The sequence below is a fragment of the Serratia sp. Nf2 genome (assembly GCF_003028435.1).
In the GTDB taxonomy this organism is placed as follows: domain Bacteria; phylum Pseudomonadota; class Gammaproteobacteria; order Enterobacterales; family Enterobacteriaceae; genus Serratia; species Serratia marcescens_L.
This window is the reverse complement of the sequence record NZ_PYTW01000007.1, coordinates 94,276-119,656: the sequence shown is the minus strand read 5'-3', so window position 1 is coordinate 119,656 and position 25,381 is coordinate 94,276. Positions and strand designations below refer to the sequence as shown.

Below are 25,381 nucleotides of genomic sequence, written 5' to 3'. Positions count from 1 at the left end.
TGTCGGACGCCGGGGAGTTTTGTTACCCTGTGTCCGGGTCGCGTTTGTTCGCTTTAGGAAAAGACTGAAACCCGCGATTTTCTTGGTTTTGCCTGCGGCATAGCCAGATAAAAACAGCCGATGATCGAGTATACTCAGCCCGGTTCGAGGGGGCGGGTGAGAGTCAGCCCCCTTTTTTGTTTCAGCCCGATTTCACGGAGAGCAGGTTTGCGGGTCAGGCGTTCGTTAACGATTAAGCAGATGGCGACGGTGTCCGGTGTGGCGCTGGTCACGATCTGCATCTTTATCGTGATCCAGTTATTCCACTTTGTGCAGCAGCGCAGGGATGACTACGCCCAGCAACTGGAGAATATCGCTCACTCCGTGCGCCAGCCGCTGGCGGAAGCGGTGCTGCGCATGGACGTGCCGGAAGCCAAAAGGGTGCTGAACACGCTGTTGCCGGTCGGCATTCTCAGCCGGGCGGATATCGTCTTGCCGAACGAGTTTCAGGCGCTGCACGCCAATTTCCCGCCGGAGCGGCCGGTGCCGACGCTGATCGCCCGGCTGTTTGAGCTGCCGATCCAAATTTCCGTGCCGCTCTATTCGCTGGAGCGGGTGCCGGCCAATCAGCAGCCGCTGGCCTATCTGGTGCTGCAGGCCGACTCGTTCCGCATGTACCAGTTTATCCTCAGCATTTTGTCGACCATGCTCTCGACCTACCTGCTGCTGGCGCTGATCCTGTCGGTGGCCATCACCTGGTGCATGAACCGGCTGATGGTGCACCCGCTGCGCGCGATGGCCAAGGAGCTGGAAAACATCTCGCAGGACGAAGCGCCCTATCACCAGCTGATGCTGCCGGCGCTGCACCAGGACGACGAGCTTGGCCTGCTGGTGCGCAACTACAATCGCAATCAACAGACGCTGGCCAAGGCGCATGCCGACATGAGCCGCCTCAGCACCCGCCATCCGGTGACCGAACTGCCGAATCCGGCGTTGCTGAATGCGTTGCTGGAACAGCATATCGCTTCCAGCCTGCGCCCCGAGCGTTTTAACCTGCTGGTGATCGGCATCGAGACGCTGCATGAAGCCTCTGGGGTGATGAGCCCGGCGATGCGTGAAGCGCTGCTGTTGGCGCTGGCGAAGAAGCTGCGCGGCTGCATCGACGAAAACGGCGTGCTGGCACAGCTGAGCAATACCGAATTCGCCATTCTGGCCAAGGGCATCGAGCGGCCGTTCCACGCCATGCAGCTGGCGCGGCGCATCATGGCGGAGATCAACGCGCCGTTGACGCTGGAAGGTCTGGCGCTGCGGCCCAACGCCAGCATCGGCATCGCGCACTACCTCAATCAGGGGGAGAGTGCGGAACAGCTGCTGCGCAGCGCCACCTCGGCGATGATGTCCGCGCACCGCGAAGGAAAAAATCAGATCCTGTTCTTCGAGCCCAGCCTGACGGAACGCACGCAGAAGCGGCTGACGCAGGAGAGCGAGATCCTGCACGCCATCGAACAGCGGCATTTCACGCTGTTCCTGCAGCCGCAGATCGACATGCAGTCCAACGAGGTAATCGGCGCCGAAGCGCTGCTGCGTTGGCAGCAGTATGACGGCAGTTATACCTTGCCGGCCGACGTCATCCCGCTCGCGGAAGAGCTGGGCGTGATTGTGCCTCTCGGCAACTGGGTGCTGGAAGAATCCTGCCGTATCCTGGCGGACTGGCAGCAACGTGGCATTGCGCTGCCGCTGGCGGTCAACGTTTCCGGTATTCAGATGCAGGATGAAGCGTTCGTCCCGCATCTGAAAAACCTGCTGGCGCAGTATCAGATAGACCCGCGCAAGCTGCTGCTGGAGATCACCGAGACGGTACGCATCGACGATCTCGACCGCGCGCTGGCGCTGCTGCGCGAGCTGCACGATCTGGGGCTGTCGATCGCGCTGGACGACTTCGGCATGGGCTACTCCAGCCTGGAGTATCTCAACCGCTTGAAATCCCTGCCGATCGATTTGATTAAAATCGACCGCAGCTTCATTCAGGGGCTGCCGGCTGACGATGCGATGGTGCGCATCGTCAGTTCGATCTCCGAAGTGCTGGCGTTGCCGGTGATGGCCGAAGGCGTGGAAAACGCCGAGCAGCGCGATTGGTTGCTGCAGCACGGCATTCGCAGCGGGCAAGGATTCCTGTTCGCCCGTCCGTTGCCGCGCGAAGCGTTCGAAGCCGAGTTTTGCCGCGCGGCGCCATAAGCGCCGCGTTTACCTTTCCGGTACTTTTCCCCGTCCGAAAATCGCTATTTCTCCTCTACCTCTTTTGCGTTAGTGCAAACAAAGGCTTACGCAATTTTCAGCTTTGCACCCGGACTGACGCGTTTCAGCTCTTAAATTCACATCAACTCCCAGGGGCGGGTGCAACAAATTATTTCCATGTTGTTAAGTGGGTGTTATTTTCCGCGCAAGCAATGAACAGGCTGGATTTTTAGACTGCTGCCTGGTGCGTGTCTTCCCCCCATAGGATGTTCATATGAAAACAACGATCTTTAAGAGCCTCTATTTTCAGGTGCTGACGGCGATTACGCTGGGTATCCTGCTTGGCCATTTCTACCCTGACCTCGGCGCCGAGATGAAACCTCTGGGCGATGGCTTCGTCAAACTGATCAAGATGATTATCGCCCCGGTGATTTTCTGCACCGTGGTAACCGGCATCGCCGGCATGGAAAGCATGAAGGCGGTGGGCCGCACCGGCGCCATCGCGCTGCTGTATTTTGAAATCGTCAGTACTATCGCGCTGATTATCGGCCTGGTGATCGTCAACCTGGTGCAACCGGGCGCCGGCATGAACGTCGATCCCGGCACGCTGGACGCCAAGGCGGTTGCAGTCTACGCCGAGCAGGCGCAGCAGCAGGGCATCATTCCGTTCCTGCTGGACATCATCCCCGGCAGCGTGATCGGCGCGTTTGCCAGCGGCAACATTCTGCAGGTGCTGCTGTTCGCGGTGCTGTTCGGCTTCGCCCTGCATCGTCTGGGTGATAAGGGGCAGCTGATCTACAACGTGATCGACAGCTTCTCGCGGGTGATTTTCGGCATCATCAACATGATCATGCGCCTGGCGCCGCTCGGGGCCTTCGGTGCGATGGCGTTTACCATCGGTAAATACGGCGTCGGCACCCTGGTGCAACTCGGCCAGCTGATCGTGTGCTTCTACATTACCTGTATCCTGTTCGTGGTGGTGGTGTTGGGCAGCATCGCCCGCGCCAACGGCTTCAGCATCTTCAAATTCGTCAACTACATCAAAGAAGAGCTGTTGATCGTGCTGGGGACCTCGTCGTCCGAGTCCGCGCTGCCACGCATGCTGGATAAAATGGAGAAGCTGGGCTGTAAGAAATCGGTGGTGGGCCTGGTGATCCCGACCGGGTACTCCTTTAACCTGGACGGCACGTCTATCTACCTGACCATGGCCGCGGTGTTTATCGCGCAGGCGACCAACACCCACATGGATATCATGCACCAGATTACTCTGCTGGTGGTGCTGCTGCTTTCCTCCAAAGGCGCGGCGGGCGTGACCGGCAGCGGCTTTATCGTGTTGGCCGCCACCATCTCCGCCGTTGGCCACCTGCCGTTGGCCGGGCTGGCGCTGATCCTCGGCATCGATCGCTTCATGTCGGAAGCCCGCGCGCTGACCAACCTGGTGGGTAACGGAGTGGCGACCGTGGTGGTCGCGAAATGGTGTAACCAACTGGATGAGAAACAGCTGAAAGACACGCTGAACAACAAAAACGCCGGCGCGGACAAAACGCAGCCTTCCGCCTGATATTGGCGGCAAATCACCGGCCGCAGCCGCGGCCGGTGAGGTACAACCCCTGCCTCGTAACGATTTCTTGCATTAAAAAACCCGCTATCTATTATTTTTCACTCTAATGAGTGACATCCGCAAAGGCGCGCGGTCTAACACGATGGTACACTTTCTGCTTTCCGCCCCACTGTGAAACTCAGGGCGTATTTTTATGATTCCATTGAATGGAATACACGCATTTGCATAAGAAATTGGATAGTCATTAAGTAGGGGTTCACATGCAGGGCACCAGAATTCATCTTATAGTTGGTGGGCTGCTATTGGCTGCCGCCAGTAGCAGCGTGCAGGCTGAAGCACTACAACCCGATCCTGCCTGGCAGCAGGGGGCGCTGGCCAACGGGTTTTCATGGCAGATTCTCGATACGCCGCAGCGGCCAAGCGACCGCGTGGAACTGCGGCTGATCGTCAATACCGGCTCTCTGGTGGAGTCTTCGCAGCAGACCGGCTTCGCCCATCTGCTGCCGCGGCTGGCATTGGCGCGAAGCGAAAGCTTTACCGCGCCGCAGCTGCGCGCCCTGTGGCAACAGAGCGTAGATAACGAGCGGCCGCTGCCGCCGGCGATCGTCTCGTATGATTTCACCATGTATAACCTCAGCCTGCCGAACAACCGGCCCGACCTGCTGAAAGAAGCGCTGGCCTGGCTGGCGGACACCACCGGCAAACTGGCGATCGACGAGCATACGGTGCACGCGGTGATGAATTCCACCATCAATCCGGTCGGCACTTTCCCGCCCAATACCCAAGACGTCTGGTGGCGTTACCGCCTGAAAGGCTCGACGCTGCTGGCGCACGATCCTGCGCAGCCGGCGAAACGGCCGGTGAACCTCGAGCAGCTGAAGAAATTCTATCAACAGTGGTATACCCCGGACGCCATGACGCTGTTCGTGGTCGGTAAGATTGACAGCCGCAGCTTGGGCGAGCAGATCAACAAGGCGTTCTCGCCGCTGCAAGGCAAACGTGAAACCCCGGCCCCGATGCCGACGCTGACACCGCTGCCGCAGCAGCCGGTGAGCCTGATCAGCGAGCAGGTGAAACAGGATACGCTGTCGATCATGTGGGATTCGCCGTGGCACCCGATTCGCGATTCACAGAGCCTGCTCCGTTACTGGCGTGGCGATCTCGCCCGCGAGGCGCTGTTCTGGCATCTTCAGCAGACGCTGGAAAAAAGCGACCAGAAGAGCCTGCATCTGGGCTTTGACTGTCGAGTGCAGTACCAGCGCGGGCAGTGCGCCATCCATCTGGATACGCCGAACAACAACCTGAACGGCAGCCTGGGCTTTATCGCCCGCGAGCTGGCCAACGTGCGTGATAACGGCCTGTCCAAAGAGGAATTCGATGCGTTGCTGGCGCAGAAAAACGATCAGCTGAGCAAGTTGTTCGCCACCTACGCCCGCACCGATACCGACGTGCTGATGAGCCAGCGCCTGCGTTCGCAGCAGAGCGGGGTGGTGGATATCGCACCGGAGTTGTATCAGAAGCTGCGCCAGGAGTTCCTGTCCAGCCTGACGCTGGAGACGCTGAATCAGGCGCTGAAGCTGCAGCTTTCTCAGGAGGCGACGCTGGTGCTGATGCAGCCGAAAGGCGAGCCGGAAATGAGCATGAAGCAGCTGCAGGAAACCTATGACGGCATCATGATGCCGGCGCCGGCGGTGGTGACGGAAGAAGCCAAACCGGCCGACACCGCGGTGGCAGCGCCGGCGACGGACGCCAGCGCGCAATAATTAGCCGCAGGCAGGGGGCTCAGGCCCCCTCAGTTGCGGTATAGCACCTTGATGATGTGGTAACCGAACTGGGTTTTGACCGGGCCGTAAGGTTTGAGCAGCGGGATGCTGAACACCGCTTTATCGAACGCCGGCACCATCGCGCCTTTGTTGAATTCGCCCAGCGAGCCGCCGTTGCGTTTTGACGGGCAGCTCGAGTATTTGCGCGCCAGCGTGTCGAAGCTGACGCCGCGCTTCAGCTTGGCCAGCAGCTCGTTGGCCAGCTTTTCATTGTCTACCAGAATGTGCAGGGCGCACGCCGTTTTTGCCATGGTATTGCCTTTGTCGATGCGAAAATTGCGCTGATTATACCCGCTAAATCTCATCGGCGCTTTCTGCTACAATTCCCTTCCACGTTTTACAGCCGAGCAAGCCAGCACCATGCGATTAAACCCCAGCCAACAACAAGCCGTCGAATTCGTTACCGGGCCCTGCCTGGTGTTGGCCGGTGCCGGTTCCGGCAAGACGCGCGTTATCACCAACAAGATAGCCCACCTGATCCACCATTGCGGCTATCAGGCGCGGCACATCGCCGCCGTAACCTTTACCAACAAGGCCGCGCGCGAGATGAAAGAGCGCGTGTCGCAAACCCTGGGGCGCAAAGAGGCGCGCGGGCTGATGATTTCCACCTTCCATACGCTGGGGCTGGAGATCATCAAGCGGGAATATGTGGCGCTGGGGATGAAGTCCAACTTCTCGCTGTTCGACGATAGAGATCAATTTGCCTTACTGAAAGAATTGACTAAGCAATGGTTAGAAGAAGATAAAACATTACTTAGCCAACTGATTACGACCATTTCGAATTGGAAAAATGATCTCATTGATCCTCCTAAAGCGATGGAGATAGCTCGTTCGCAGCGTGATAAGCATTTTGCCCACTGCTACGGCCTGTACCACGCCCATATGCGGGCGTGCAACGTGCTGGACTTTGACGATCTGATCCTGTTGCCGACGCTATTGCTGCAACGCAACGAAGAGGTGCGCGAACGCTGGCAGCAGCGCATCCGCTACCTGCTGGTGGATGAGTACCAGGATACCAACACCAGCCAGTACGAGCTGGTGAAGCTGCTGGTGGGCAACCGCGCGCGCTTTACCGTGGTGGGTGACGACGACCAGTCGATCTACTCCTGGCGCGGTGCGCGGCCGCAGAACCTGGTGCTGCTGAAGGACGATTTCCCGGCGCTGCAGGTGATCAAGCTGGAGCAAAACTACCGTTCCAGCGAGCGCATTCTGAAGGCGGCCAACATTCTGATCGCCAATAACCCACACGTGTTTGAAAAACGGCTGTTTTCAGAATTGGGTTATGGCGAGGAATTGAAACTAATTACTGCTAATAACGAGGATCACGAAGCCGAGCGGGTGGTGGGGGAACTGATCGCCCACCACTTCGTGAAAAAGACCCACTACGGCGACTACGCGATCCTGTACCGCGGTAACCACCAGTCGCGGGTGTTTGAAAAGATGCTGATGCAGAACCGCATCCCGTACAAGATTTCCGGCGGCGATTCATTTTTCTCGCGCCCCGAGATCAAGGATCTGCTGGCCTATCTGCGCGTGCTGACCAACCCGGACGACGACAGCGCCTTCCTGCGCATTGTCAATATCCCCAAACGTGAGATAGGTCCTACAACACGACAGAAATTGGGCGAATGGGCCAACCAGCGCAACAAGAGTTTATTCCACGCCAGTTTCGATCTGGGTCTGAGCCAGCATTTGACCGGGCGCGGGCTGGAGTCATTGCAGCGCTTTACCCACTGGCTGAGCGGCATCGCCCAACAGGTGGAGCGTGAGCCAGTGGCGGCGGTGCGCGATCTGATCCGCGGCATTGATTACGAAAGCTGGCTGTTCGAAACAGCAAGCAGCCCGAAGGCCGCCGAAATGCAGATGAAGAACGTCAATACGCTGTTCGGCTGGATGACGGAGATGTTGGAAGGCAACGATCTGGACGAGCCGATGACGCTGGCCCAGGTGGTGACGCGCTTCACCCTGCGCGACATGATGGAGCGCGGTGAAAGCGAAGAAGAGCTGGATCAGGTACAGCTGATGACGCTACACGCCTCCAAGGGGCTGGAGTTCCCTTACGTGTTTCTGGTGGGCATGGAAGAGGGCCTGCTGCCGCACCAGAGCAGCATCGATGAAGACAATGTCGATGAAGAGCGGCGTCTGGCCTATGTAGGGATCACCCGCGCCCAAAAAGAGCTGATTTTCAGCCATTGTCGGGAGCGCCGCCAATATGGTGAGCTGATGCGCCCAGAACTAAGTAGGTTTTTAGATGAGTTGCCGCAGGATGATCTAAAGAGAGAAACAGAACGTAAGGTCGTCACTCCGCAGGAAAGAATGCAAAAAGGGAGAGCCGGTGTCGCGAATCTTTGGGCTCAGTTGGAAAAGGCAAAAGAGAAAAAGTAACAAGGGCGCTCATCGCACCCTGGTCATTTTAACGTTGTTCTTCCAACCGCAGCGTCCAGTGGACGTAGCTCTGCCAGTGGCTTTCCTGCTCCAGCGCCTCGGCGCGCAGCGGATGCTGTTCCAACCAACCCGGCGGCAAGATCACCGTCAGTTCATCGTCCTGATTGGCGCGTAAACGCACCGCCGGCAGCGTGTCGTCGCGGCGGCGGCTGGCGAAGATGATCGCCAGGCGCAAAATGCGGCACAGACGCTGCGCAGTACGCGGCGGCAGGGCGTTTTGCTGGTTCAACAGCGACAGGTCGAGAGGGTTGCTCTGGTTTTGCAGCAGGGTGGCCAGCAGTTTTTTCTGCGCCGGGGTAAAGCCGGGTAAGTCCAGGTGGCGGATCAGGTAGGCAGCGTGTTGCGGCGCCTGCTTGAAATCGACGCTAAGGCCGAGTTCGTGGATCAGGCTGGCGCTGTGCAACAGCTCGCGACATCGTGCGTCCAGCTGCCACTCGTTGGCGACCTGCTGCGAGAAATTGGCGGCGAGCTGGCTGACGCGCTCGGCTTGCTCGGTGTCGATCAGGTAACGGCGCTGCAGGTTGCGGATGGTGCGGATGCGAATATCCTGCTCCACCGGCAGATGCAGCATGCCGTAAACCAGGCCTTCACGCAGCGCCCCGCCGGCCAGCATCATGCTCTCGATGCCCAGCTCCTGGAAGATGGCCAACAGAATGGACAGGCCGCTCGGGAAGACCAGCGCGCGCTCCAGCGTCAACCCTTCGATCTCCAACTCTTCCAGCTTGCCGCACTGAATGGCGCGCTGTTTCAGCTGGCGCAGCTTGGGCAGGGTGATGCGTTCGTCCATGCCTTGCGCCACCATGATCTCCTGCAGCGCCTGCACGGTGCCGGAAGCGCCGACGCAGATCTGCCAACCTTGCTGGCGCAGCTGCGGTGCGATCGGCCGCACCATTTCGCGTGCGGCCTGTTCGGCGCGCTCGAAGTTTTCTTGCCCAAGATTGCGATCGCTGAAGTAGCGCTCCAGCCAGGTGACGCAGCCCATCGACAGACTATACAGCTGCGATGCCTGTGCGCCGGTGCCGGTGACCAGTTCGGTGCTGCCACCGCCGATGTCGACGACCAGCCGCTGCTCCGGCCCGCCGGTAGTGTGCGCGACGCCGTGATAAATCAGCCGCGCCTCTTCTTCGCCGCTGATCACCTGCACCGGGCAGCCGAGGATTTGCTCGGCGACCTGCAGGAACTCATTGGCGTTAGACGCCAGGCGCAGCGTGGCGGTAGCGACGACGCGGATCTGCTCGCGCGGGATGTCCTGCAGGCGTTCGGAGAACAGCCGCAGGCACTGCCAGCCGCGCTGCATGGCCTCATGCGACAGGTGATTGTTCTGATCCAGCCCGGCCGCCAGGCGCACCTTGCGCTTGATCCGCGCCAGAGTCTGAATGCTGCCGGCCACCTCGCGCACCACCAACATGTGGAAGCTGTTGGAGCCGAGATCGATGGCAGCATAAAGCGTGCTGGAGCTGAGCATGGCAATCAGCTCGGGCGTTTACGGTTGTTGCGCGGCGCGCCGCCGCGACGAGGCGCGGAGTTGCGACGTGGGCCGTTGCCGCCGCGCGGGCGCGACAGGCGCTTCGGCGCCGGCAAATCGGTCAGCAGCGCATCGCTGTTGTACTTGCTCACCGGAATGCTGTGATCGATATAGGTCTCGATCGCCGGCAGGTTGAGCGCGTACTCTTCACATGCCAGGCTGATGGAGTGGCCGCTGGCGCCTGCACGGCCGGTACGGCCAATGCGGTGCACGTAATCTTCGCAATCGTCAGGCAGATCGTAGTTGAAGACGTGGGTGACGGCAGGAATGTGCAGACCGCGCGCGGCGACGTCGGTGGCGACCAGAATATCGAGGTTGCCTTTGGTGAAGTCGTCGAGGATGCGCAGGCGTTTTTTCTGCGCCACGTCACCGGTCAGCAGGCCGACGCGGTGACCGTCGGCGGCCAGATGGCCCCAGATGTCTTCGCAGCGGTGCTTGGTGTTGGCGAAGATGATGGCGCGATCCGGCCACTCTTCTTCGATCAGCGTCTGCAGCAGACGCATTTTTTCTTCGTTGGACGGGTAGAACAGCTCTTCTTTAATGCGGTGGCCGGTTTTCTGTTCCGGTTCCACTTCAACATATTCGGCGTTGTTCATCTGCTCGAAGGCCAGTTCGCGTACGCGATAGGACAGAGTGGCGGAGAACAGCATGTTCAGGCGTTGATCGGCCGTAGGCATACGGCGGAACAGCCAACGGATGTCTTTGATAAAGCCGAGATCGTACATGCGATCGGCTTCATCCAGCACGACGACCTGCATCGCGCCGAGATCGACATAGTTCTGCTTGGTGTAATCGATTAAACGGCCGGTGGTGCCAATCAGAATGTCCACGCCGCTTTCCAGCACTTTCAGCTGTTTGTCATAGCCGTCGCCGCCGTAGGCCAGGCCCAGTTTCAGGCCGGTGCTCTGGGAGAGCGCTTCTGCATCGGAGTGGATTTGCACCGCCAGTTCACGCGTAGGCGCCATGATCAAGGCGCGCGGCTGATTGGTCTGGCGATCCTGTTTCGCCGGGTGAGTCAGCAAATAGTGAAAAGTAGACGCCAAAAACGCCAGCGTCTTTCCGGTACCGGTTTGCGCCTGACCTGCAACGTCACGCCCGGAGAGCGTGAGCGGCAATGCTAACGCCTGGATGGGCGTGCAATTGTGAAACCCTTTTTTCTCAAGGGCTTCAAGGACTAACGGGTGCAGGGCGAAGTCGGAAAACTTCTGTTCGGTCAAGTGTGTTTTGCTCATAGTGTGGTAGAATATCAGCTAACTATTGCTTTACGAAAGCACATCCGTTGAAATAAACGCGGTGCATTAAAATCACCTTGAGTTGGTTAATGCTACACCAACAAGGTAGACATAATCCTGTGGAGTAGAACATGAGCGATAAAATTATTCACCTGACTGACAGCAGCTTCGAAGCTGACGTGCTGAAAGCGGAAGGGCCGATCCTGGTCGATTTCTGGGCTGAATGGTGTGGGCCGTGCAAGATGATTGCTCCGATTCTGGATGAGATTGCCGAAGAGTTCGAAGGCAAACTGACCATCACCAAGCTGAATATCGATCAGAACCCGGCTACCGCGCCTAAGTACGGTATCCGTGGCATCCCTACGCTGTTGCTGTTCAAGAACGGTGAAGTGGCCGCGACCAAGGTTGGCGCGTTGTCCAAAGGTCAGCTCAAAGATTTCCTGAACGCGAATCTGTAATCGGGCGGGAAGCCCCGTATCAGGCGCCTGGCGGTGATGTTCAATTCACCGCTAGACGCCTGCCAAGAAGCGTGTTAAGTTTAACCACACTGCATATAGAACTTGCCCGAAGTTTTAAATCTAAAGAGTTTGAATCTAAAGCTATACTCTGTGTCGAACCACTGGCGTTGAAAGTAAACTGAACTCAGCCCGTGTTTTGGCAATCAAACGGTTTTGCAAAAATCATTTTTAAGGTACCTTCGATCTTCAACCGTCAATGCGTGCGCCCGATGTAAGCCATTTCTTACCGCGACGGCTCTGCGCCCGGTGATCGAACGTCCAGTAAACAGGCACGCATTTCGCTGCCATACCATTCACGATACAAGTTCGAGACATACCCCGAGTTTAAGAACCCACCACTATGAATCTTACCGAATTAAAGAATACGCCGGTTTCTGAGCTGATTACTCTCGGCGAAAATATGGGGCTGGAAAACCTTGCCCGCATGCGCAAGCAGGACATTATCTTCTCCATTCTGAAGCAACATGCGAAAAGCGGGGAAGATATCTTCGGCGACGGCGTGCTCGAGATATTGCAGGATGGATTCGGTTTCCTCCGCTCTGGAGACAGTTCCTACCTCGCCGGTCCCGACGACATCTATGTATCCCCTAGCCAAATCCGCCGTTTCAACCTCCGCACAGGTGACACCATTTCCGGTAAGATTCGTCCGCCAAAAGAAGGCGAGCGCTATTTTGCCCTGTTGAAAGTCAACGAAGTCAACTACGACAAGCCGGAAAACGCCCGCAGCAAGATCCTGTTCGAGAACTTGACGCCGCTGCACGCCAATTCCCGTCTGCGGATGGAGCGCGGCAACGGCTCGACCGAAGACCTGACGGCGCGCGTACTGGACCTGGCGGCACCGATTGGCCGCGGCCAGCGCGGCCTGATCGTGGCACCGCCGAAAGCCGGTAAAACCATGCTGCTGCAGAACATTGCGCAGAGCATCGCTTACAACCACCCAGACTGCGTGCTGATGGTGCTGCTGATCGACGAACGTCCGGAAGAAGTGACCGAGATGCAGCGCCTGGTGAAAGGCGAAGTGATCGCATCGACCTTCGACGAACCGGCTTCGCGCCACGTGCAAGTGGCCGAAATGGTAATCGAGAAGGCCAAGCGCCTGGTTGAGCACAAGAAAGACGTGATCATTCTGCTCGACTCCATCACCCGTCTGGCGCGTGCCTACAACACCGTGGTACCGGCTTCCGGCAAGGTGCTGACCGGTGGTGTGGACGCCAACGCCCTGCATCGTCCGAAGCGTTTCTTCGGTGCGGCACGTAACGTGGAAGAGGGCGGCAGCCTGACCATCATCGCGACCGCGCTGGTTGATACCGGTTCGAAGATGGACGAAGTGATCTACGAAGAATTTAAAGGTACCGGCAACATGGAATTGCACCTGGCGCGTAAAATCGCCGAGAAACGCGTATTCCCTGCGATCGATTACAACCGCTCCGGTACCCGTAAAGAAGAGCTGCTCACCACCTCCGAAGAGCTGCAAAAAATGTGGATCCTGCGCAAGATCATTCACCCGATGGGTGAGATTGACGCGATGGAGTTCCTCATTAATAAGTTGGCGATGACTAAAACCAACGATGAATTCTTCGATATGATGAAACGCTCATAATTCGTTAAAAAATTCGCTGAACGCCACGCCTAGTCGTGGCGTTTTTTGCTTTTGGCGGATACGATAAGTAGCAGTAATGGAAAAGTAAGTTGTTTCCTCGACTTATTGAGAATTCATCTTGTTTGTCGGTCGGCTCTGCGCCGGTCGGCTTTGCTGCTGTCGTTTTGTCAGCTGATGCGAAGAAAATAGGCATGAATCACCGTTGTCATAGGAAATGACCGAAAGGTGGCGGGGGCCGATGGCACAAGCTATTGCCCGTGGTAAGCTGCCTTATCTTCTACAGAGATCTGTTAACTGTGAACTTACTCACTATGAGTACTGAAATTCTATTTGTTTTCCTGTTTTCTTTGGCTTTTCTCTTTGTTGCCCGCAAGGCGGCAAAACGTATTGGTCTGGTAGATAAACCCAATTATCGCAAACGCCATCAGGGGCTGATTCCGCTGGTCGGCGGTATTTCCGTTTATGCCGGATTGTGCTTCGCGTTTTGGATTTCGGAACAACCTATCGCGCACGCCAAGCTTTATCTTACCTGCGCCGGCATTCTGGTGTTTGTGGGCGCGCTCGACGATCGTTTCGACATCAGCGTTAAAATCCGCGCCTTGGTGCAGGCGTTGGTCGGCATTGCCATGATGGTGTTCGCCGGTCTGTATCTGCGCAGCTTCGGCCATGTGCTGGGCGACTGGGAGATGTTGCTGGGGCCGTTCGGCTATCTGGTGACGCTGTTCGCGGTATGGGCGGCGATCAACGCCTTCAACATGGTCGACGGCATTGATGGCTTGCTGGGTGGGCTGTCGTGCGTCTCCTTCGGCGCGCTGGGTCTGTTGCTGTACCTGAGTGGCCACCATGAGATGGCCTTCTGGTGCTTTGCGATGATCGCCACCATCGTTCCCTATATTTTGCTCAACCTCGGCATCCTCGGCCGCCGTTATAAGGTCTTCATGGGGGACGCCGGCAGTACCCTGATCGGCTTTACCGCCATTTGGCTGCTGCTGCAAAGCTCGCAGGGTAAGGCACACTCGATTAACCCGGTGACCGCGCTGTGGATCATCGCTATTCCGCTGATGGACATGATAGCAATCATGTATCGTCGTTTACGCAAGGGGATGAGCCCCTTCTCTCCCGATCGTCAACATATTCACCACCTGATCATGCGCGCCGGCTTTACGCCGCGGCAGGCTTTCGTGTTGATCACCCTGGCGGCCGCATTGCTGGCGGCGGTTGGCGTGATCGGCGAACGCCTGACTTTTATCCCAGAGTGGGTTATGTTGGCATTATTCTTGCTTGCTTTCTTCCTGTACGGTTACTGCATCAAGCGCGCCTGGCGGGTTGCGCGGTACATTAAGCGTATCAAGCGTCGCCTGCGGCGTTCGAGCGATAACAAGCAAGTATCTTAACCAGAGGCTTTTTGGCTGTGATGAATCCAGAAACAACGTCTGACAAGCATATCCCGACGGTGGATAACGAACTCGATATCCGCGGCCTGTGCTGCACCCTGTGGCGTGGCAAACCGTGGATTATCGGCATTGCGGTGCTGTTCGCGGCGGTCGCGTTGATCGTCTCTTATCTGGTTAAGCAAGAGTGGAGCGCGACCGCAATCACCGATAAGCCCAGGGTGAATGCGTTGGGCGGTTACTACTCCCAGCAGCAGTTCCTGCGTAATCTGGACGTGCGCACGCTGCCGGCGACGGCCGGCGATCAGCCGAGCATCGCGGATGAAGCTTACAATGAGTTCATCATGCAGCTGGCGGCTTACGATACGCGTCGCGATTTCTGGCTGCAGAGCGATTACTACAAGCAACGTCAGGAAGGGGATGCCCGCGCCGATGCGGCGCTGCTCGACGAGCTGATCAACAACATCCTGTTCACGCCGCGCGACGACAAAAAAGTGCCGAACGACGGCGTGAAGCTGACGGCGGAAACCGCTGCGGACGCCAACCGCCTGCTGCGTCAATACGTGGCCTTCGCCAGCCACCGCGCTGCCCTGCACCTGAATGAAGAGATTCAGGGGGCGTGGGCCGCTCGCACCACCTCGATGAAAGCGCAGGTTAAGCGCCAGGAAGCGGTGGCGGAGTCGGTTTACAAGCGCGAGCTGAACACCACGCAGCAGGCGCTGAAAATCGCCGAAAGCCAAGGGATCAGCCGCACGCAAACCGACACTCCGGCCGAGCAACTGCCGGATTCGGATCTGTTCCTGCTGGGCCGGTCAATGCTGCAGGCGCGTCTGGAAGGCCTGCAGGCCTCCGGCCCGACCTATGACCTGGATTACGATCAGAACCGTGCGATGCTGGCGACGCTGAACGTTGGCCCGACCTTGGATGAGAAGTTCCAGACCTATCGTTATTTGCGCACGCCGGAAGAGCCGGTAAAACGCGACAGCCCGCGCCGGGTCTTCTGGCTGATTTTGTGGGGCGCGATGGGCGCTTTGGTTGGCGCGGGTGTTGCCTTGGCGCGTCGGCCGCGTAGTTAAAAATAATATAATAATCTGATGCAGGGCGCGTGAGCGCCCCATTCGCAGGCGGGGCCTGCGATTAACCGACCAAAAGAGATTCGCTGTGAAAGTGTTGACTGTTTTCGGCACCAGACCTGAAGCCATTAAAATGGCGCCGCTGGTACATGCACTGGCCCAGGATGAGGCCTTTGACGCAAGAGTCTGCGTAACGGCACAGCATCGTGAGATGTTGGATCAGGTATTGCGGTTGTTTGAGATCACGCCGGATTACGACCTGAACATCATGAAACCCGGCCAGGGGTTAACGGAAATCACCTGTCGCATCCTGGAAGGGCTGAAAGGGGTGTTGGAAGACTTCAAACCGGACGTGGTGCTGGTGCACGGCGATACCACTACCACGCTGGCGACCAGCCTGGCGGCGTTCTATCAACGCATTCCCGTTGGGCATGTCGAGGCCGGGCTGCGCACCGGCAATCTGTATTCTCCGTGGCCGGAAGAGGCCAACCGCAAACTGACCGGCCATCTGGCGATGTACCATTTCGCGCCAACCGAAAACTCGCGACAAAATCTGTTGCGCGAGCTGCTGCCGGACAACCGTATTTTCGTGACCGGCAATACGGTGATCGATGCGCTGTTCTGGGTGCGTGACCGTGTGATGAGCGATGCCGCGCTGCGAGCTGACCTGGCGCAGCGTTACCCGTTCCTCGATGCCGACAAGAAACTGATTCTGGTCACCGGCCATCGCCGCGAAAGCTTTGGCGGCGGCTTTGAGCGAATTTGCAGCGCGCTGGCGGAGATTGCCCGCAACCACCCGGAAGTGCAGGTAGTGTATCCGGTGCATCTCAATCCGAACGTCAGTGAGCCGGTGAATCGCATCTTGAAAGGTATCGACAACGTCATGCTGATCGAGCCGCAGGATTATCTGCCGTTTGTCTATTTGATGACTCAAGCCTATATGATCCTGACCGATTCCGGCGGTATTCAGGAAGAGGCACCATCGTTAGGCAAACCGGTGCTGGTGATGCGCGACACCACCGAACGCCCGGAAGCGATAGATGCGGGCACGGTACGCCTGGTCGGCACCGATGTAGCCAAAATTGTTGAAGCGGTGACCCGGCTGTTGACGGACGAAAGCGAATATCACGCGATGAGTCGGGCGCATAACCCATACGGTGACGGACATGCCTGTCAGCGTATCCTCGAAGCTTTAAAGAATCATCAGGTGACACTATGAGTTTTGACACTATTTCGGTTATCGGCCTGGGTTATATCGGCTTGCCAACGGCGGCGGCGTTCGCTTCCCGCAAGAAAAAAGTGGTGGGTGTAGATGTTAACCAACATGCGGTAGATACCATTAACCGCGGTGCGATCCACATCGTCGAGCCGGATCTGGACAAAGTGGTCAAGGACGCCGTCGACGGCGGTTTCCTGCAAGCGGTGACCAAACCGCTGGCGGCCGATGCGTTCCTGATCGCGGTGCCTACGCCGTTCAAGGGCGATCACGAGCCGGATCTGGCCTATGTCGAAACGGCGGCGAAATCGCTGGCGCCGGTGCTGAAAAAAGGCGATCTGGTGATCCTGGAGTCCACCTCGCCGGTAGGTGCCACCGAACAGATGGCGGAATGGCTGGCGCAGGCGCGCAGCGATCTTAGCTTCCCGCAACAAGCGGGCGAAGCGGCGGACGTGAATATCGCCTACTGCCCAGAGCGCGTACTGCCGGGGCAGGTGATGGTGGAACTGATTCAAAACGACCGGGTGATCGGTGGCATGACGCCGAAGTGCTCGGAACGTGCCAGCGCGCTGTACAAGATTTTCCTCGAGGGCGAATGCGTGATCACCAACTCGCGCACTGCCGAGATGTGCAAGCTGACGGAAAACAGCTTCCGCGACGTGAATATCGCCTTTGCCAACGAATTGTCGTTGATTTGCGCCGAACAGGGGATCAACGTCTGGGAACTGATCCGCCTGGCGAATCGCCATCCACGGGTGAATATTCTGCAGCCGGGGCCGGGCGTCGGCGGTCACTGTATCGCCGTCGATCCGTGGTTTATCGTGGCGCAGAACCCGCAGCAGGCGCGCCTGATCCACACCGCTCGCCTGGTGAACGACGGTAAACCGTTGTGGGTGGTCGACCGGGTGAAAGCGGCGGTGGCCGATTGCCTGGCCGCCACCGACAAGCGCGCGTCCGAGGTGAAAATTGCCTGCTTCGGCCTGGCCTTCAAGCCGAATATCGACGATCTGCGTGAAAGCCCTGCGGTGGAAGTTGCCCATTTGATCGCTGAATGGCACGTCGGCGAAACGCTGGCGGTGGAACCGAACGTCGAACAGTTGCCGACTTCGTTGGCGGGTCATGTGACGTTGACGCCAATCGCTGAGGCGTTGCAGCAGGCCGATGTGATCGTGATGTTGGTCGATCACCAACAGTTCAAGGCCATCCGGCCGGAAGATGTAAAACAAACATGGGTTGTTGATACCAAAGGAGTATGGCGTTGAAACGTATTTTAGTTACCGGTGGTGCCGGTTTCATTGGCTCCGCAGTTGTGCGGCACATCATCGAGGCCACCGGCGATAGTGTGGTGGTGGTGGATAAGCTGACCTATGCCGGTAACCTCGAGTCGCTGGCGGTGGTGGCCGAGAGCGAGCGCTATGCTTTCGAGCGGGTCGACATCTGCGATCGCGCCGAGCTGGATCGGGTATTTGCCCAGTATCAGCCGGACGTAGTGATGCACCTGGCGGCGGAAAGCCACGTCGATCGCTCTATCGACGGCCCGGCGGCCTTTATCGAGACCAACGTGGTTGGCACTTACACTATGCTGGAAGCGGCGCGCCATTACTGGCAGCCGTTGGCGGCGGAGAAGAAGCTGGCTTTCCGTTTCCATCATATCTCCACCGACGAAGTGTATGGCGACCTGCACGGCACCGACGATCTGTTTACCGAAACCACACCGTATGCGCCGAGCAGTCCGTATTCCGCCTCCAAAGCGTCGAGCGATCATTTGGTGCGTGCCTGGTTGCGCACCTACGGTCTGCCGACCCTTGTGACCAACTGTTCGAACAACTACGGCCCTTATCACTTCCCGGAGAAGTTGATTCCGTTGGTGATTCTGAATGCGGTAGCCGGCAAACCGCTGCCGGTATACGGCAACGGCGCGCAGGTGCGCGACTGGCTGTATGTCGAGGATCACGCGCGCGCGCTCTATCAGGTTGTGACCGAAGGCGTGGTGGGCGAAACTTACAATATCGGTGGCCATAACGAGCGCAAGAATATCGAAGTGGTGCAGACCATTTGCGATCTGCTGGAAGAACTCGCGCCGAATAAGCCGCAGGGCGTGGCGAACTACCGCGATCTGATCACTTACGTGAAGGATCGCCCTGGCCACGATATGCGTTATGCCATCGACGCCGGCAAAATCGATCGTGAGTTGGGCTGGCGGCCGCAGGAAACCTTCGAAAGCGGCATTCGCAAGACGGTGGCCTGGTATCTGGCTAACGAAACCTGGTGGCGCCGGGTGCAAGACGGTTCTTATGCCGGTGAGCGTTTGGGGCTGTCAGATTAATTTAACGCCGCGTCGCTTTGCGCCGGCGCGGCGGGTTTTGGAGTAAGTATGAAAGGTATTATTCTGGCTGGCGGTTCCGGTACGCGTCTGCATCCGATTACTCGTGGCGTGTCCAAGCAACTGCTGCCGATTTATGACAAGCCGATGATCTATTACCCGATGTCGGTACTGATGTTGGCGGGGATCCGCGACATTTTGATCATCTCGACTCCGGAAGATCTGCCGTCCTTCGAGCGTTTGTTGGGTAACGGCGAACAGTTCGGCGTCAATCTCAGCTACGCTGCGCAGCCTAAGCCGGAAGGTCTGGCGCAGGCGTTTCTGATCGGCGAGGAGTTTATCAACGGCGATTCTTGCTGCCTGGTGTTGGGAGATAACATCTTCTTCGGCCAATCTTTCAGCCCGAAATTAAAAACCGTCGCGGCTCGCACCGAAGGTGCCACCGTGTTCGGTTATCAGGTGATGGATCCCGAACGCTTTGGCGTCGTGGAGTTTGACGAAAATTTCCGCGCGCTGTCGATCGAAGAAAAGCCGAAGAAACCGAAATCCGATTGGGCGGTGACCGGCCTGTACTTCTACGATAGCCAGGTGGTGGAGTTTGCCAAGCAGGTGAAGCCTTCCGAACGCGGCGAGCTGGAAATCACCAGCATCAACCAGATGTATCTGGAGCGTGGTGAACTGACCGTCGAGCTGTTGGGGCGTGGTTTCGCCTGGCTGGACACCGGGACTCACGACAGCCTGCTGGAAGCCAGCAGCTTCGTGCAGACGGTAGAAAAGCGTCAGGGCTTTAAAATCGCCTGTCTGGAAGAGATCGCCTGGCGTAACGGCTGGCTGGATGACAAGGGGTTGAAACGCGCCGCCACCTCATTGTCCAAAACGGGCTACGGCAAGTATTTGCTGGATCTGCTGCATGCGCGTCCACGCCACTATTGAGCCTTTGTCATGGGAAAGCGAGTTTTTCGCACTAGACAGCGCGAAACTCGGCTTCTCCTCCTCGGCTCCGGTGCTTGTCGAAGCCGATCTGGCGGCTTATGCCCTGGTGCAGGCAAAAATTCCCGCGCAGCAACTGGCATTGGCGGATAGTCTCGCCGGCTTGGGATTTCGTCTGGTTGAGGGTGAGGTCGATCTGGTCCTGGCTCTTGAGCGTGAACGAGCGGCGGAACCCGGCGACGGAGCCCAGACTTCCCGTCTGGCAACCGAGTCCGATATCCCGGCATTGCGTGCCGCGGCGGCTCAGGCGTTCACCGTCAGCCGCTTTCGCGCACCTTGGTATCAACCTGATGACAGCGGCCGGTTTTATGCTTTGTGGATTGAAAAGGCCGTTTTAGGCACGTTCGATCATCAGTGCCTGTTGGCTCTGGACAACCAGGGGCAACCCGAAGGCTTTGTCAGCCTGCGTGACATTGGCGGTCAGGAAATGCGTATCGGCCTGCTGGCGGCTTTCCCTGGCGCATCCGGCCGGGGCGTGGGCGCCAGGCTGATGGCCGCGGCGATCGCCGAATGTCGGCAGCAGGGGATGCAGCGCCTGCGGGTTGCGACCCAGATAAGCAATATCGCCGCATTACGACTCTATCAACGACAGGGTGCCGTGATTGAAAGCACCGCGTATTGGTTATACAGAGGTAGACATGATTCCATTTAACGCTCCACCGGTTGTTGGCACTGAACTGGAATATATGCAGGCTGCCATGGGCAGCGGCAAATTGTGCGGCGACGGCGGTTTCACCCGTCGCTGCCAGCAGTGGATGGAACAGCGTTTCGGCAGCGCGAAAGTGTTGTTGACGCCTTCCTGCACCGCGTCGTTGGAAATGGCCGCCATCTTGCTGGATATTCAGCCGGGTGACGAAGTGATCATGCCGAGCTTTACCTTCGTTTCTACCGCCAACGCCTTTGTGCTGCGCGGCGCTAAAGTGGTATTCGTCGACCTGCGTCCGGACACCATGAACATCGACGAAACCAAAATCGAAGCGGCGATCACCGATAAAACCCGCGCGATTGTGCCAGTGCACTATGCCGGCGTTGCCTGCGAGATGGATACCATCATGGCGCTGGCGAAGAAATATAACCTGTTCGTGGTGGAAGACGCCGCGCAGGGCGTGATGTCGACCTACAAAGGCAAGGCATTGGGCACCATTGGCCATATCGGTTGTTTCAGCTTCCATGAAACCAAAAACTACACCGCCGGCGGCGAAGGCGGCGCGACGCTGGTGAACGATCCGGCCTTGATCGATCGGGCGGAAGTCATCCGCGAAAAAGGCACCAACCGCAGCCAGTTCTTCCGTGGCCAGGTCGATAAATATACCTGGCGCGACATCGGTTCCAGCTATCTGATGTCTGACCTGCAGGCCGCCTACCTGTGGGGCCAGTTGGAAGTGGCGGAACGCATCAACCAGCGCCGTTTGGCACTGTGGCAGAAGTACTACGACAGCTTCCTGCCGTTGGCGCAGTCAGGGCGCATCGAGTTGCCGATCGTGCCGGCGGACTGCGTGCATAACGCGCATATGTTCTATATCAAGCTGCGTGATATCGAAGAGCGCACGGCCTTTATCGACTACCTGAAGGAAGCCGAAATCATGGCGGTGTTCCACTATATCCCGCTGCATGATTGCCCGGCCGGTGAACAGTTCGGTCGCTTTGCCGGTGAAGATCGTTACACCACACAGGAAAGCGCGCGCCTGGTGCGTTTGCCGCTGTTCTACAATATGTCTGATGTCAATCAGCGTACGGTAATCAATACCATTCTGAGCTTCTTCGCCTGATATGTCGTTGGCAAAAGCATCGATATGGACCGCCGGCTCCACGCTGATCAAAATCGGCGTGGGGCTGTTGGTAGTGAAACTGCTGGCGGTGGCGTTTGGCCCCAGCGGGGTGGGGCAGGCGGGTAACTTCCGCCAGTTGATTACCGTGCTGGGCGTGCTGTCCGGCGCGGGCATTTTTAACGGCATCACCAAATACGTGGCGGAGTACCACCAGGATCCGCAGCGTCTGCGTCTGGCGGTGGGCACCGCGTCGAGCATCGTGCTGGTTTTTTCGACCTTGCTGGCGCTGGTGTTTCTGTTCGCTGCCGAACCGATCAGCATTGGGTTGTTCGGGCATGCCGATTACGTCGATGTAGTGCGCGCCGTCGCCTTCATTCAGATGGGCATCGCCTACGCCAACCTGTTCATGGCGGTGCTGAAAGGCTATCGCGATGCGATGGGCAATGCGCTGGCGGTGATCGGCGGCAGCCTGATTGGCGTGGTAGCTTATTACCTGTGCTTCAAGCTGGGGGGCTATGAAGGCGCGCTGGCGGGGCTGGCGCTGGTGCCGGCGTTGGTGGTGTTGCCTGCCGGGCTGATGCTGTGGCGGCGCAAAACGCTGCCGCTGCGCTATCTGGCGCCGCGTTGGGACAAACTCGTGGCCGGCAACCTCGGCAAATTCACCCTCATGGCGTTGATCACCTCGGTGACGCTGCCGGTGGCCTACGTGATGATGCGTAACCTGTTGGCTGCCCATTACGGCTGGGATGAGGTGGGGATTTGGCAGGGCGTCAGCAGCATTTCCGATGCCTATCTGCAGTTCATCACCGCTTCGTTTACCGTCTATCTGCTGCCGACGCTGTCGCGGCTTACGGACAAGGGCGCTATCTCGCGGGAGATCGTGCGCTCGCTGAAATTCGTGCTGCCGGCGGTAGCGGTGGCGAGCTTTACGGTTTGGGTGCTGCGCGATTTCGCTATTTGGCTGCTGTTCTCGGACAAGTTTGTTGCCATGCGCGATCTGTTTGCCTGGCAGCTGGTGGGCGACGTGCTGAAAGTCGGGGCCTATGTGTTCGGCTATCTGGTGATCGCCAAAGCGTCGCTGCGCTTCTATATCCTGACGGAAGTCAGCCAGTTTCTGCTGCTGACGCTGTTCTCGCACTGGCTGATCCCGCTGCATGGCGCGCTGGGGGCGGCTCAGGCCTATATGGCAACCTACATCGTGTATTTCGCGCTCTGTAGCTGCGTGTTTCTTATTTATCGTAGACGAGTATGACCACACTGATTCACGTTCTGGGATCCGATATCCCGCATCATAACCAGACGGTGCTGCGCTTCTTCAACGACGTGCTGGTGCCGCGTCTGCCTGCTGAGCAAACGCGGCATTTTATGGTGGCGGCCAAGGATGTGGCGGCGCTGGGAGATTTCCCCGCCCTGAACATTGAGCCCTACGCAGACAAGAAAAGCCTGGCGGCAGCGGTCATCGCCCGTGCCCAGGCCGATCGCGATGCGCGCTTCTTCCTGCACGGCCAGTTCAATCCGGGGCTGTGGCTGGCGCTGTTGAGCGGCAAGATCAAGGCGCGTCAGGTCAGTTGGCATATCTGGGGCGCCGATCTGTATGAAGACGCCACCAGCTGGAAATTCCGTCTGTTCTATCTGCTGCGCCGCATTGCGCAGGGGCGAGTAGGGAATGTGTTTGCCACTCGCGGCGACGTGATTCACTACCAGCAGCGCCATGCGCGGGTGCCAGCCTCGCTGCTGTACTTCCCGACCCGCATGGATCCGGCGCTGACCGACGTTCACGTCGAGAAAAACCTGGCCGGGCCGATGACGATTCTGGTGGGTAACTCTGGCGATCGCAGCAATCGGCATATCGAAGCGCTGCGGGCGATTCATCAGCAGTTCGGCGCCGACGTGCGCGTGATCCTGCCGATGGGTTATCCGGCCAACAACGATGCCTACATCGAGCAGGTACGCGCCGCCGGGTTGCCGCTGTTCGGCGAGAAAAACCTGCAGCTGCTCACGCAGCAGGTGGCGTTCGAGGACTACCTCAATATTCTGCGCGCCTGCGATCTGGGCTATTTCATTTTCAATCGCCAGCAGGGGATTGGCACCCTGTGCCTGCTGATTCAGTTCGGCGTGCCTTTTGTGCTCAGCCGGCAAAACCCGTTCTGGCAGGATTTGGCGGAACAGCATCTGCCGGTGCTGTTCTACGGCGATTCGCTGGACGAGGCGGTGGTGCGTGAAGCGCAGCGTCAGCTGGCGGCGGTGGATAAACAGGCGATCGCCTTCTTCAATCCGAACTATGTCGACGGCTGGCAGCAAGCCCTGGCGTTGGCGGCGGGAGAAAGCTCATGACGTTGGCGCAATTCGGCGGCCTGTTTGTCGTCTACCTGGTCAGCCTGACGTTTATCCTGACGCTGACCTACCAGGAGTTTCGGCGCGTGCGCTTTAACTTCAACGTCTTCTTCTCGCTGCTGTATTTGCTGACGTTCTATTTCGGTTTTCCTTTGACCTGCTTGCTGGTGTTTCAGTTTGACGTCGAGGTGGTGCCGGTGGAGTTCCTGTTGTACGCCCTGCTGTCGGCGACGGCGTTTTACGCCATCTATTACGTCACTTACAAGACCCGGCTGCGCAAGCGCCGCGCCCAGCCGCGCGCGGCGCTGTTTACCATGAACCGGGTAGAGACTCATATGACCTGGGTGCTGCTGGCATTGGTGGCGATCGGTACCGTTGGGATCTTCTTCATGCAGAACGGCTTCTTGCTGTTCAAGCTCAATTCCTACAGCCAGATCTTCTCCAGCGACGTGTCTGGCGTGGCGCTCAAGCGGTTCTTCTACTTCTTCATTCCGGCGATGCTGGTGGTCTATTTCCTGCGGCAGGATCTGCGTGCCTGGTTCTTGTTCCTGGTGGCGACGGTGGCATTCGGTATTCTGACCTACGTGATCGTCGGCGGCACCCGCGCCAACATCATCATCGCCTTCGCGCTGTTCCTGTTTATCGGCATCGTGCGCGGCTGGATCACGCTGTGGATGCTGGCGGCGGCGGGCATATTCGGCGTGGTCGGCATGTTCTGGCTGGCGTTGAAGCGCTATAGCCTGGATGTCAGCGGCGCGGAAGCGTTCTATACCTTCCTCTACCTGACCCGCGATACCTTCTCGCCGTGGGAAAACCTGGCGTTGCTGCTGCAAAATTACGACAAGATCGATTTCCAGGGCCTGGCACCGATCTTGCGTGATTTCTACGTCTTTATCCCAACCTGGCTATGGCCGGGCCGGCCGGACGTGGTGCTGAACTCGGCCAACTATTTCACCTGGGAAGTGCTGAACAACCACTCCGGGCTGGCGATTTCGCCGACGTTGATCGGTTCGCTGGTGGTGATGGGCGGCGCGCTGTTTATCCCGCTCGGCGCGATTCTGGTGGGCATGATCATCAAGTGGTTCGACTGGTTGTATGAGTTGGGCAAAACCGAGCCGAACCGCTATAAGGCGGCCATTCTGCAGGGGTTCTGCTTCGGCGCGGTGTTCAACATCATCGTGTTGGCGCGCGAAGGGGTGGATTCATTCGTGTCGCGCGTGGTGTTCTTCTGCATTATTTTCGGCGCCTGTCTGGTGCTGGCGAAGTTGCTGTATTGGCTGTTCGATACCGCCGGGTTGATCAAGGCCAGAGTGACGCGCACTCGCGCGCTGGCGTCTCCGCCTCGGGCCAACGGTCTTTTGTAAGGG

20 protein-coding genes are annotated in these 25,381 nt (G+C 58.1%); 17 read left to right on the top strand and 3 right to left on the bottom strand.

Annotated elements, in window-relative coordinates; translation table 11 throughout:
- The first annotated feature begins 207 nt into the window (after positions 1-207).
- The 3 genes from hmsP (at position 208) to C9411_RS16490 (ending at position 5,538) form a co-directional block, all read left to right on the top strand.
- Positions 208-2,214 carry a biofilm formation regulator HmsP gene (hmsP, locus tag C9411_RS16500; RefSeq protein ID WP_233221919.1) on the top strand — a complete coding sequence of 669 codons (2,007 nt, stop codon included), beginning with the start codon at positions 208-210 and terminating at the stop codon, positions 2,212-2,214.
- Positions 2,215-2,488: 274 nt separating this feature from the next.
- Positions 2,489-3,775 carry a dicarboxylate/amino acid:cation symporter gene (locus tag C9411_RS16495; protein WP_063989097.1) on the top strand — a complete coding sequence of 429 codons (1,287 nt, stop codon included), beginning with the start codon at positions 2,489-2,491 and terminating at the stop codon, positions 3,773-3,775.
- A gap of 260 nt (positions 3,776-4,035) precedes the next feature.
- Entirely contained in the window at positions 4,036-5,538 is a 1,503-nt protein-coding gene (locus tag C9411_RS16490) for a pitrilysin family protein (RefSeq protein ID WP_063989096.1), read from the top strand.
- 29 nt (positions 5,539-5,567) lie between these two features.
- Here the strand turns inward: C9411_RS16490 and ppiC are convergent, their stop codons facing one another.
- Positions 5,568-5,849: a peptidylprolyl isomerase PpiC gene (gene ppiC, locus C9411_RS16485; RefSeq protein WP_004934175.1), complete on the bottom strand. Its 282-nt coding sequence runs from the start codon at positions 5,847-5,849 to the stop codon at positions 5,568-5,570.
- Positions 5,850-5,958: 109 nt separating this feature from the next.
- Here ppiC and rep point away from each other — a divergent pair, with 109 nt between their 5' ends.
- Positions 5,959-7,983, top strand: a complete 2,025-nt coding sequence (gene rep / locus C9411_RS16480; RefSeq protein ID WP_107227499.1) for a DNA helicase Rep — start codon at positions 5,959-5,961, stop codon at positions 7,981-7,983.
- 28 nt (positions 7,984-8,011) lie between these two features.
- Here rep and ppx read toward each other — a convergent pair whose 3' ends face one another.
- Positions 8,012-9,508 (bottom strand): exopolyphosphatase, encoded by a 1,497-nt coding sequence (gene ppx / locus C9411_RS16475; protein ID WP_063989094.1) that lies wholly within the window; start codon positions 9,506-9,508, stop codon positions 8,012-8,014.
- A 5-nt stretch (positions 9,509-9,513) separates the two neighbouring features.
- Complete coding sequence (gene rhlB, locus C9411_RS16470; RefSeq protein WP_063989093.1) at positions 9,514-10,800, bottom strand: ATP-dependent RNA helicase RhlB; 1,287 nt, start codon at positions 10,798-10,800, stop codon at positions 9,514-9,516.
- Positions 10,801-10,931: 131 nt separating this feature from the next.
- Between rhlB and trxA the strand changes: the two genes are divergently transcribed.
- The 13 genes from trxA (at position 10,932) to wzyE (ending at position 25,378) form a co-directional block, all read left to right on the top strand.
- A complete protein-coding gene (trxA, locus tag C9411_RS16465; RefSeq protein WP_004934187.1) occupies positions 10,932-11,258 on the top strand; it encodes a thioredoxin TrxA in 327 nt (108 codons plus the stop codon).
- Positions 11,259-11,658: 400 nt separating this feature from the next.
- Complete coding sequence (rho, locus tag C9411_RS16460) at positions 11,659-12,918, top strand: transcription termination factor Rho (protein WP_004934188.1); 1,260 nt, start codon at positions 11,659-11,661, stop codon at positions 12,916-12,918.
- Positions 12,919-13,214: 296 nt separating this feature from the next.
- Positions 13,215-14,312: a UDP-N-acetylglucosamine--undecaprenyl-phosphate N-acetylglucosaminephosphotransferase gene (gene wecA / locus C9411_RS16455; RefSeq protein WP_049233749.1), complete on the top strand. Its 1,098-nt coding sequence runs from the start codon at positions 13,215-13,217 to the stop codon at positions 14,310-14,312.
- Between the two features lie 20 nt (positions 14,313-14,332).
- Entirely contained in the window at positions 14,333-15,385 is a 1,053-nt protein-coding gene (wzzE, locus tag C9411_RS16450) for an ECA polysaccharide chain length modulation protein (protein ID WP_107227498.1), read from the top strand.
- A gap of 85 nt (positions 15,386-15,470) precedes the next feature.
- Positions 15,471-16,601, top strand: a complete 1,131-nt coding sequence (gene wecB, locus C9411_RS16445) for a non-hydrolyzing UDP-N-acetylglucosamine 2-epimerase (RefSeq protein ID WP_063989091.1) — start codon at positions 15,471-15,473, stop codon at positions 16,599-16,601.
- On the top strand, positions 16,598-17,860 hold the full coding sequence (gene wecC, locus C9411_RS16440; RefSeq protein ID WP_063989090.1) for a UDP-N-acetyl-D-mannosamine dehydrogenase: 1,263 nt from the start codon (positions 16,598-16,600) through the stop codon (positions 17,858-17,860). The genes wecB and wecC overlap by 4 nt, the downstream gene beginning before the upstream one ends.
- A complete protein-coding gene (gene rffG, locus C9411_RS16435; RefSeq protein ID WP_172837467.1) occupies positions 17,851-18,924 on the top strand; it encodes a dTDP-glucose 4,6-dehydratase in 1,074 nt (357 codons plus the stop codon). Before wecC ends, rffG begins: the two co-directional genes overlap by 10 nt.
- 48 nt (positions 18,925-18,972) lie before the next feature.
- Positions 18,973-19,854 (top strand): glucose-1-phosphate thymidylyltransferase RfbA, encoded by an 882-nt coding sequence (rfbA, locus tag C9411_RS16430; RefSeq protein WP_063989089.1) that lies wholly within the window; start codon positions 18,973-18,975, stop codon positions 19,852-19,854.
- Positions 19,832-20,563, top strand: a complete 732-nt coding sequence (rffC, locus tag C9411_RS16425; RefSeq protein ID WP_063989088.1) for a dTDP-4-amino-4,6-dideoxy-D-galactose acyltransferase — start codon at positions 19,832-19,834, stop codon at positions 20,561-20,563. The genes rfbA and rffC overlap by 23 nt, the downstream gene beginning before the upstream one ends.
- Positions 20,550-21,680 (top strand): dTDP-4-amino-4,6-dideoxygalactose transaminase, encoded by a 1,131-nt coding sequence (gene rffA, locus C9411_RS16420; protein WP_063989087.1) that lies wholly within the window; start codon positions 20,550-20,552, stop codon positions 21,678-21,680. The genes rffC and rffA overlap by 14 nt, the downstream gene beginning before the upstream one ends.
- Before the next feature lies 1 nt (position 21,681).
- Positions 21,682-22,932 carry a lipid III flippase WzxE gene (wzxE, locus tag C9411_RS16415; RefSeq protein WP_107227497.1) on the top strand — a complete coding sequence of 417 codons (1,251 nt, stop codon included), beginning with the start codon at positions 21,682-21,684 and terminating at the stop codon, positions 22,930-22,932.
- Positions 22,929-24,014, top strand: coding sequence for a TDP-N-acetylfucosamine:lipid II N-acetylfucosaminyltransferase (locus C9411_RS16410; protein WP_063989085.1), 1,086 nt, complete (start codon positions 22,929-22,931; stop codon positions 24,012-24,014). The genes wzxE and C9411_RS16410 overlap by 4 nt, the downstream gene beginning before the upstream one ends.
- A complete protein-coding gene (gene wzyE, locus C9411_RS16405) occupies positions 24,011-25,378 on the top strand; it encodes an ECA oligosaccharide polymerase (protein ID WP_107227496.1) in 1,368 nt (455 codons plus the stop codon). Before C9411_RS16410 ends, wzyE begins: the two co-directional genes overlap by 4 nt.
- Positions 25,379-25,381: the final 3 nt, after the last annotated feature.

Coding starts and splice junctions, on each gene's coding strand:
- rffG (WP_172837467.1), top strand. CDS start 17,851: ATGGCGTTGAAACGTATTTTAGTTACCGGTGGTGCCGGTTTCATTGGC.
- C9411_RS16490 (WP_063989096.1), top strand. CDS start 4,036: ATGCAGGGCACCAGAATTCATCTTATAGTTGGTGGGCTGCTATTGGCT.
- ppiC (WP_004934175.1), bottom strand. CDS start 5,849: ATGGCAAAAACGGCGTGCGCCCTGCACATTCTGGTAGACAATGAAAAG.
- C9411_RS16410 (WP_063989085.1), top strand. CDS start 22,929: ATGACCACACTGATTCACGTTCTGGGATCCGATATCCCGCATCATAAC.
- wzyE (WP_107227496.1), top strand. CDS start 24,011: ATGACGTTGGCGCAATTCGGCGGCCTGTTTGTCGTCTACCTGGTCAGC.
- rep (WP_107227499.1), top strand. CDS start 5,959: ATGCGATTAAACCCCAGCCAACAACAAGCCGTCGAATTCGTTACCGGG.
- wzxE (WP_107227497.1), top strand. CDS start 21,682: ATGTCGTTGGCAAAAGCATCGATATGGACCGCCGGCTCCACGCTGATC.
- ppx (WP_063989094.1), bottom strand. CDS start 9,508: ATGCTCAGCTCCAGCACGCTTTATGCTGCCATCGATCTCGGCTCCAAC.
- rffC (WP_063989088.1), top strand. CDS start 19,832: ATGCGCGTCCACGCCACTATTGAGCCTTTGTCATGGGAAAGCGAGTTT.
- rffA (WP_063989087.1), top strand. CDS start 20,550: ATGATTCCATTTAACGCTCCACCGGTTGTTGGCACTGAACTGGAATAT.
- wecC (WP_063989090.1), top strand. CDS start 16,598: ATGAGTTTTGACACTATTTCGGTTATCGGCCTGGGTTATATCGGCTTG.
- rhlB (WP_063989093.1), bottom strand. CDS start 10,800: ATGAGCAAAACACACTTGACCGAACAGAAGTTTTCCGACTTCGCCCTG.
- wzzE (WP_107227498.1), top strand. CDS start 14,333: ATGAATCCAGAAACAACGTCTGACAAGCATATCCCGACGGTGGATAAC.
- trxA (WP_004934187.1), top strand. CDS start 10,932: ATGAGCGATAAAATTATTCACCTGACTGACAGCAGCTTCGAAGCTGAC.
- rho (WP_004934188.1), top strand. CDS start 11,659: ATGAATCTTACCGAATTAAAGAATACGCCGGTTTCTGAGCTGATTACT.
- rfbA (WP_063989089.1), top strand. CDS start 18,973: ATGAAAGGTATTATTCTGGCTGGCGGTTCCGGTACGCGTCTGCATCCG.
- C9411_RS16495 (WP_063989097.1), top strand. CDS start 2,489: ATGAAAACAACGATCTTTAAGAGCCTCTATTTTCAGGTGCTGACGGCG.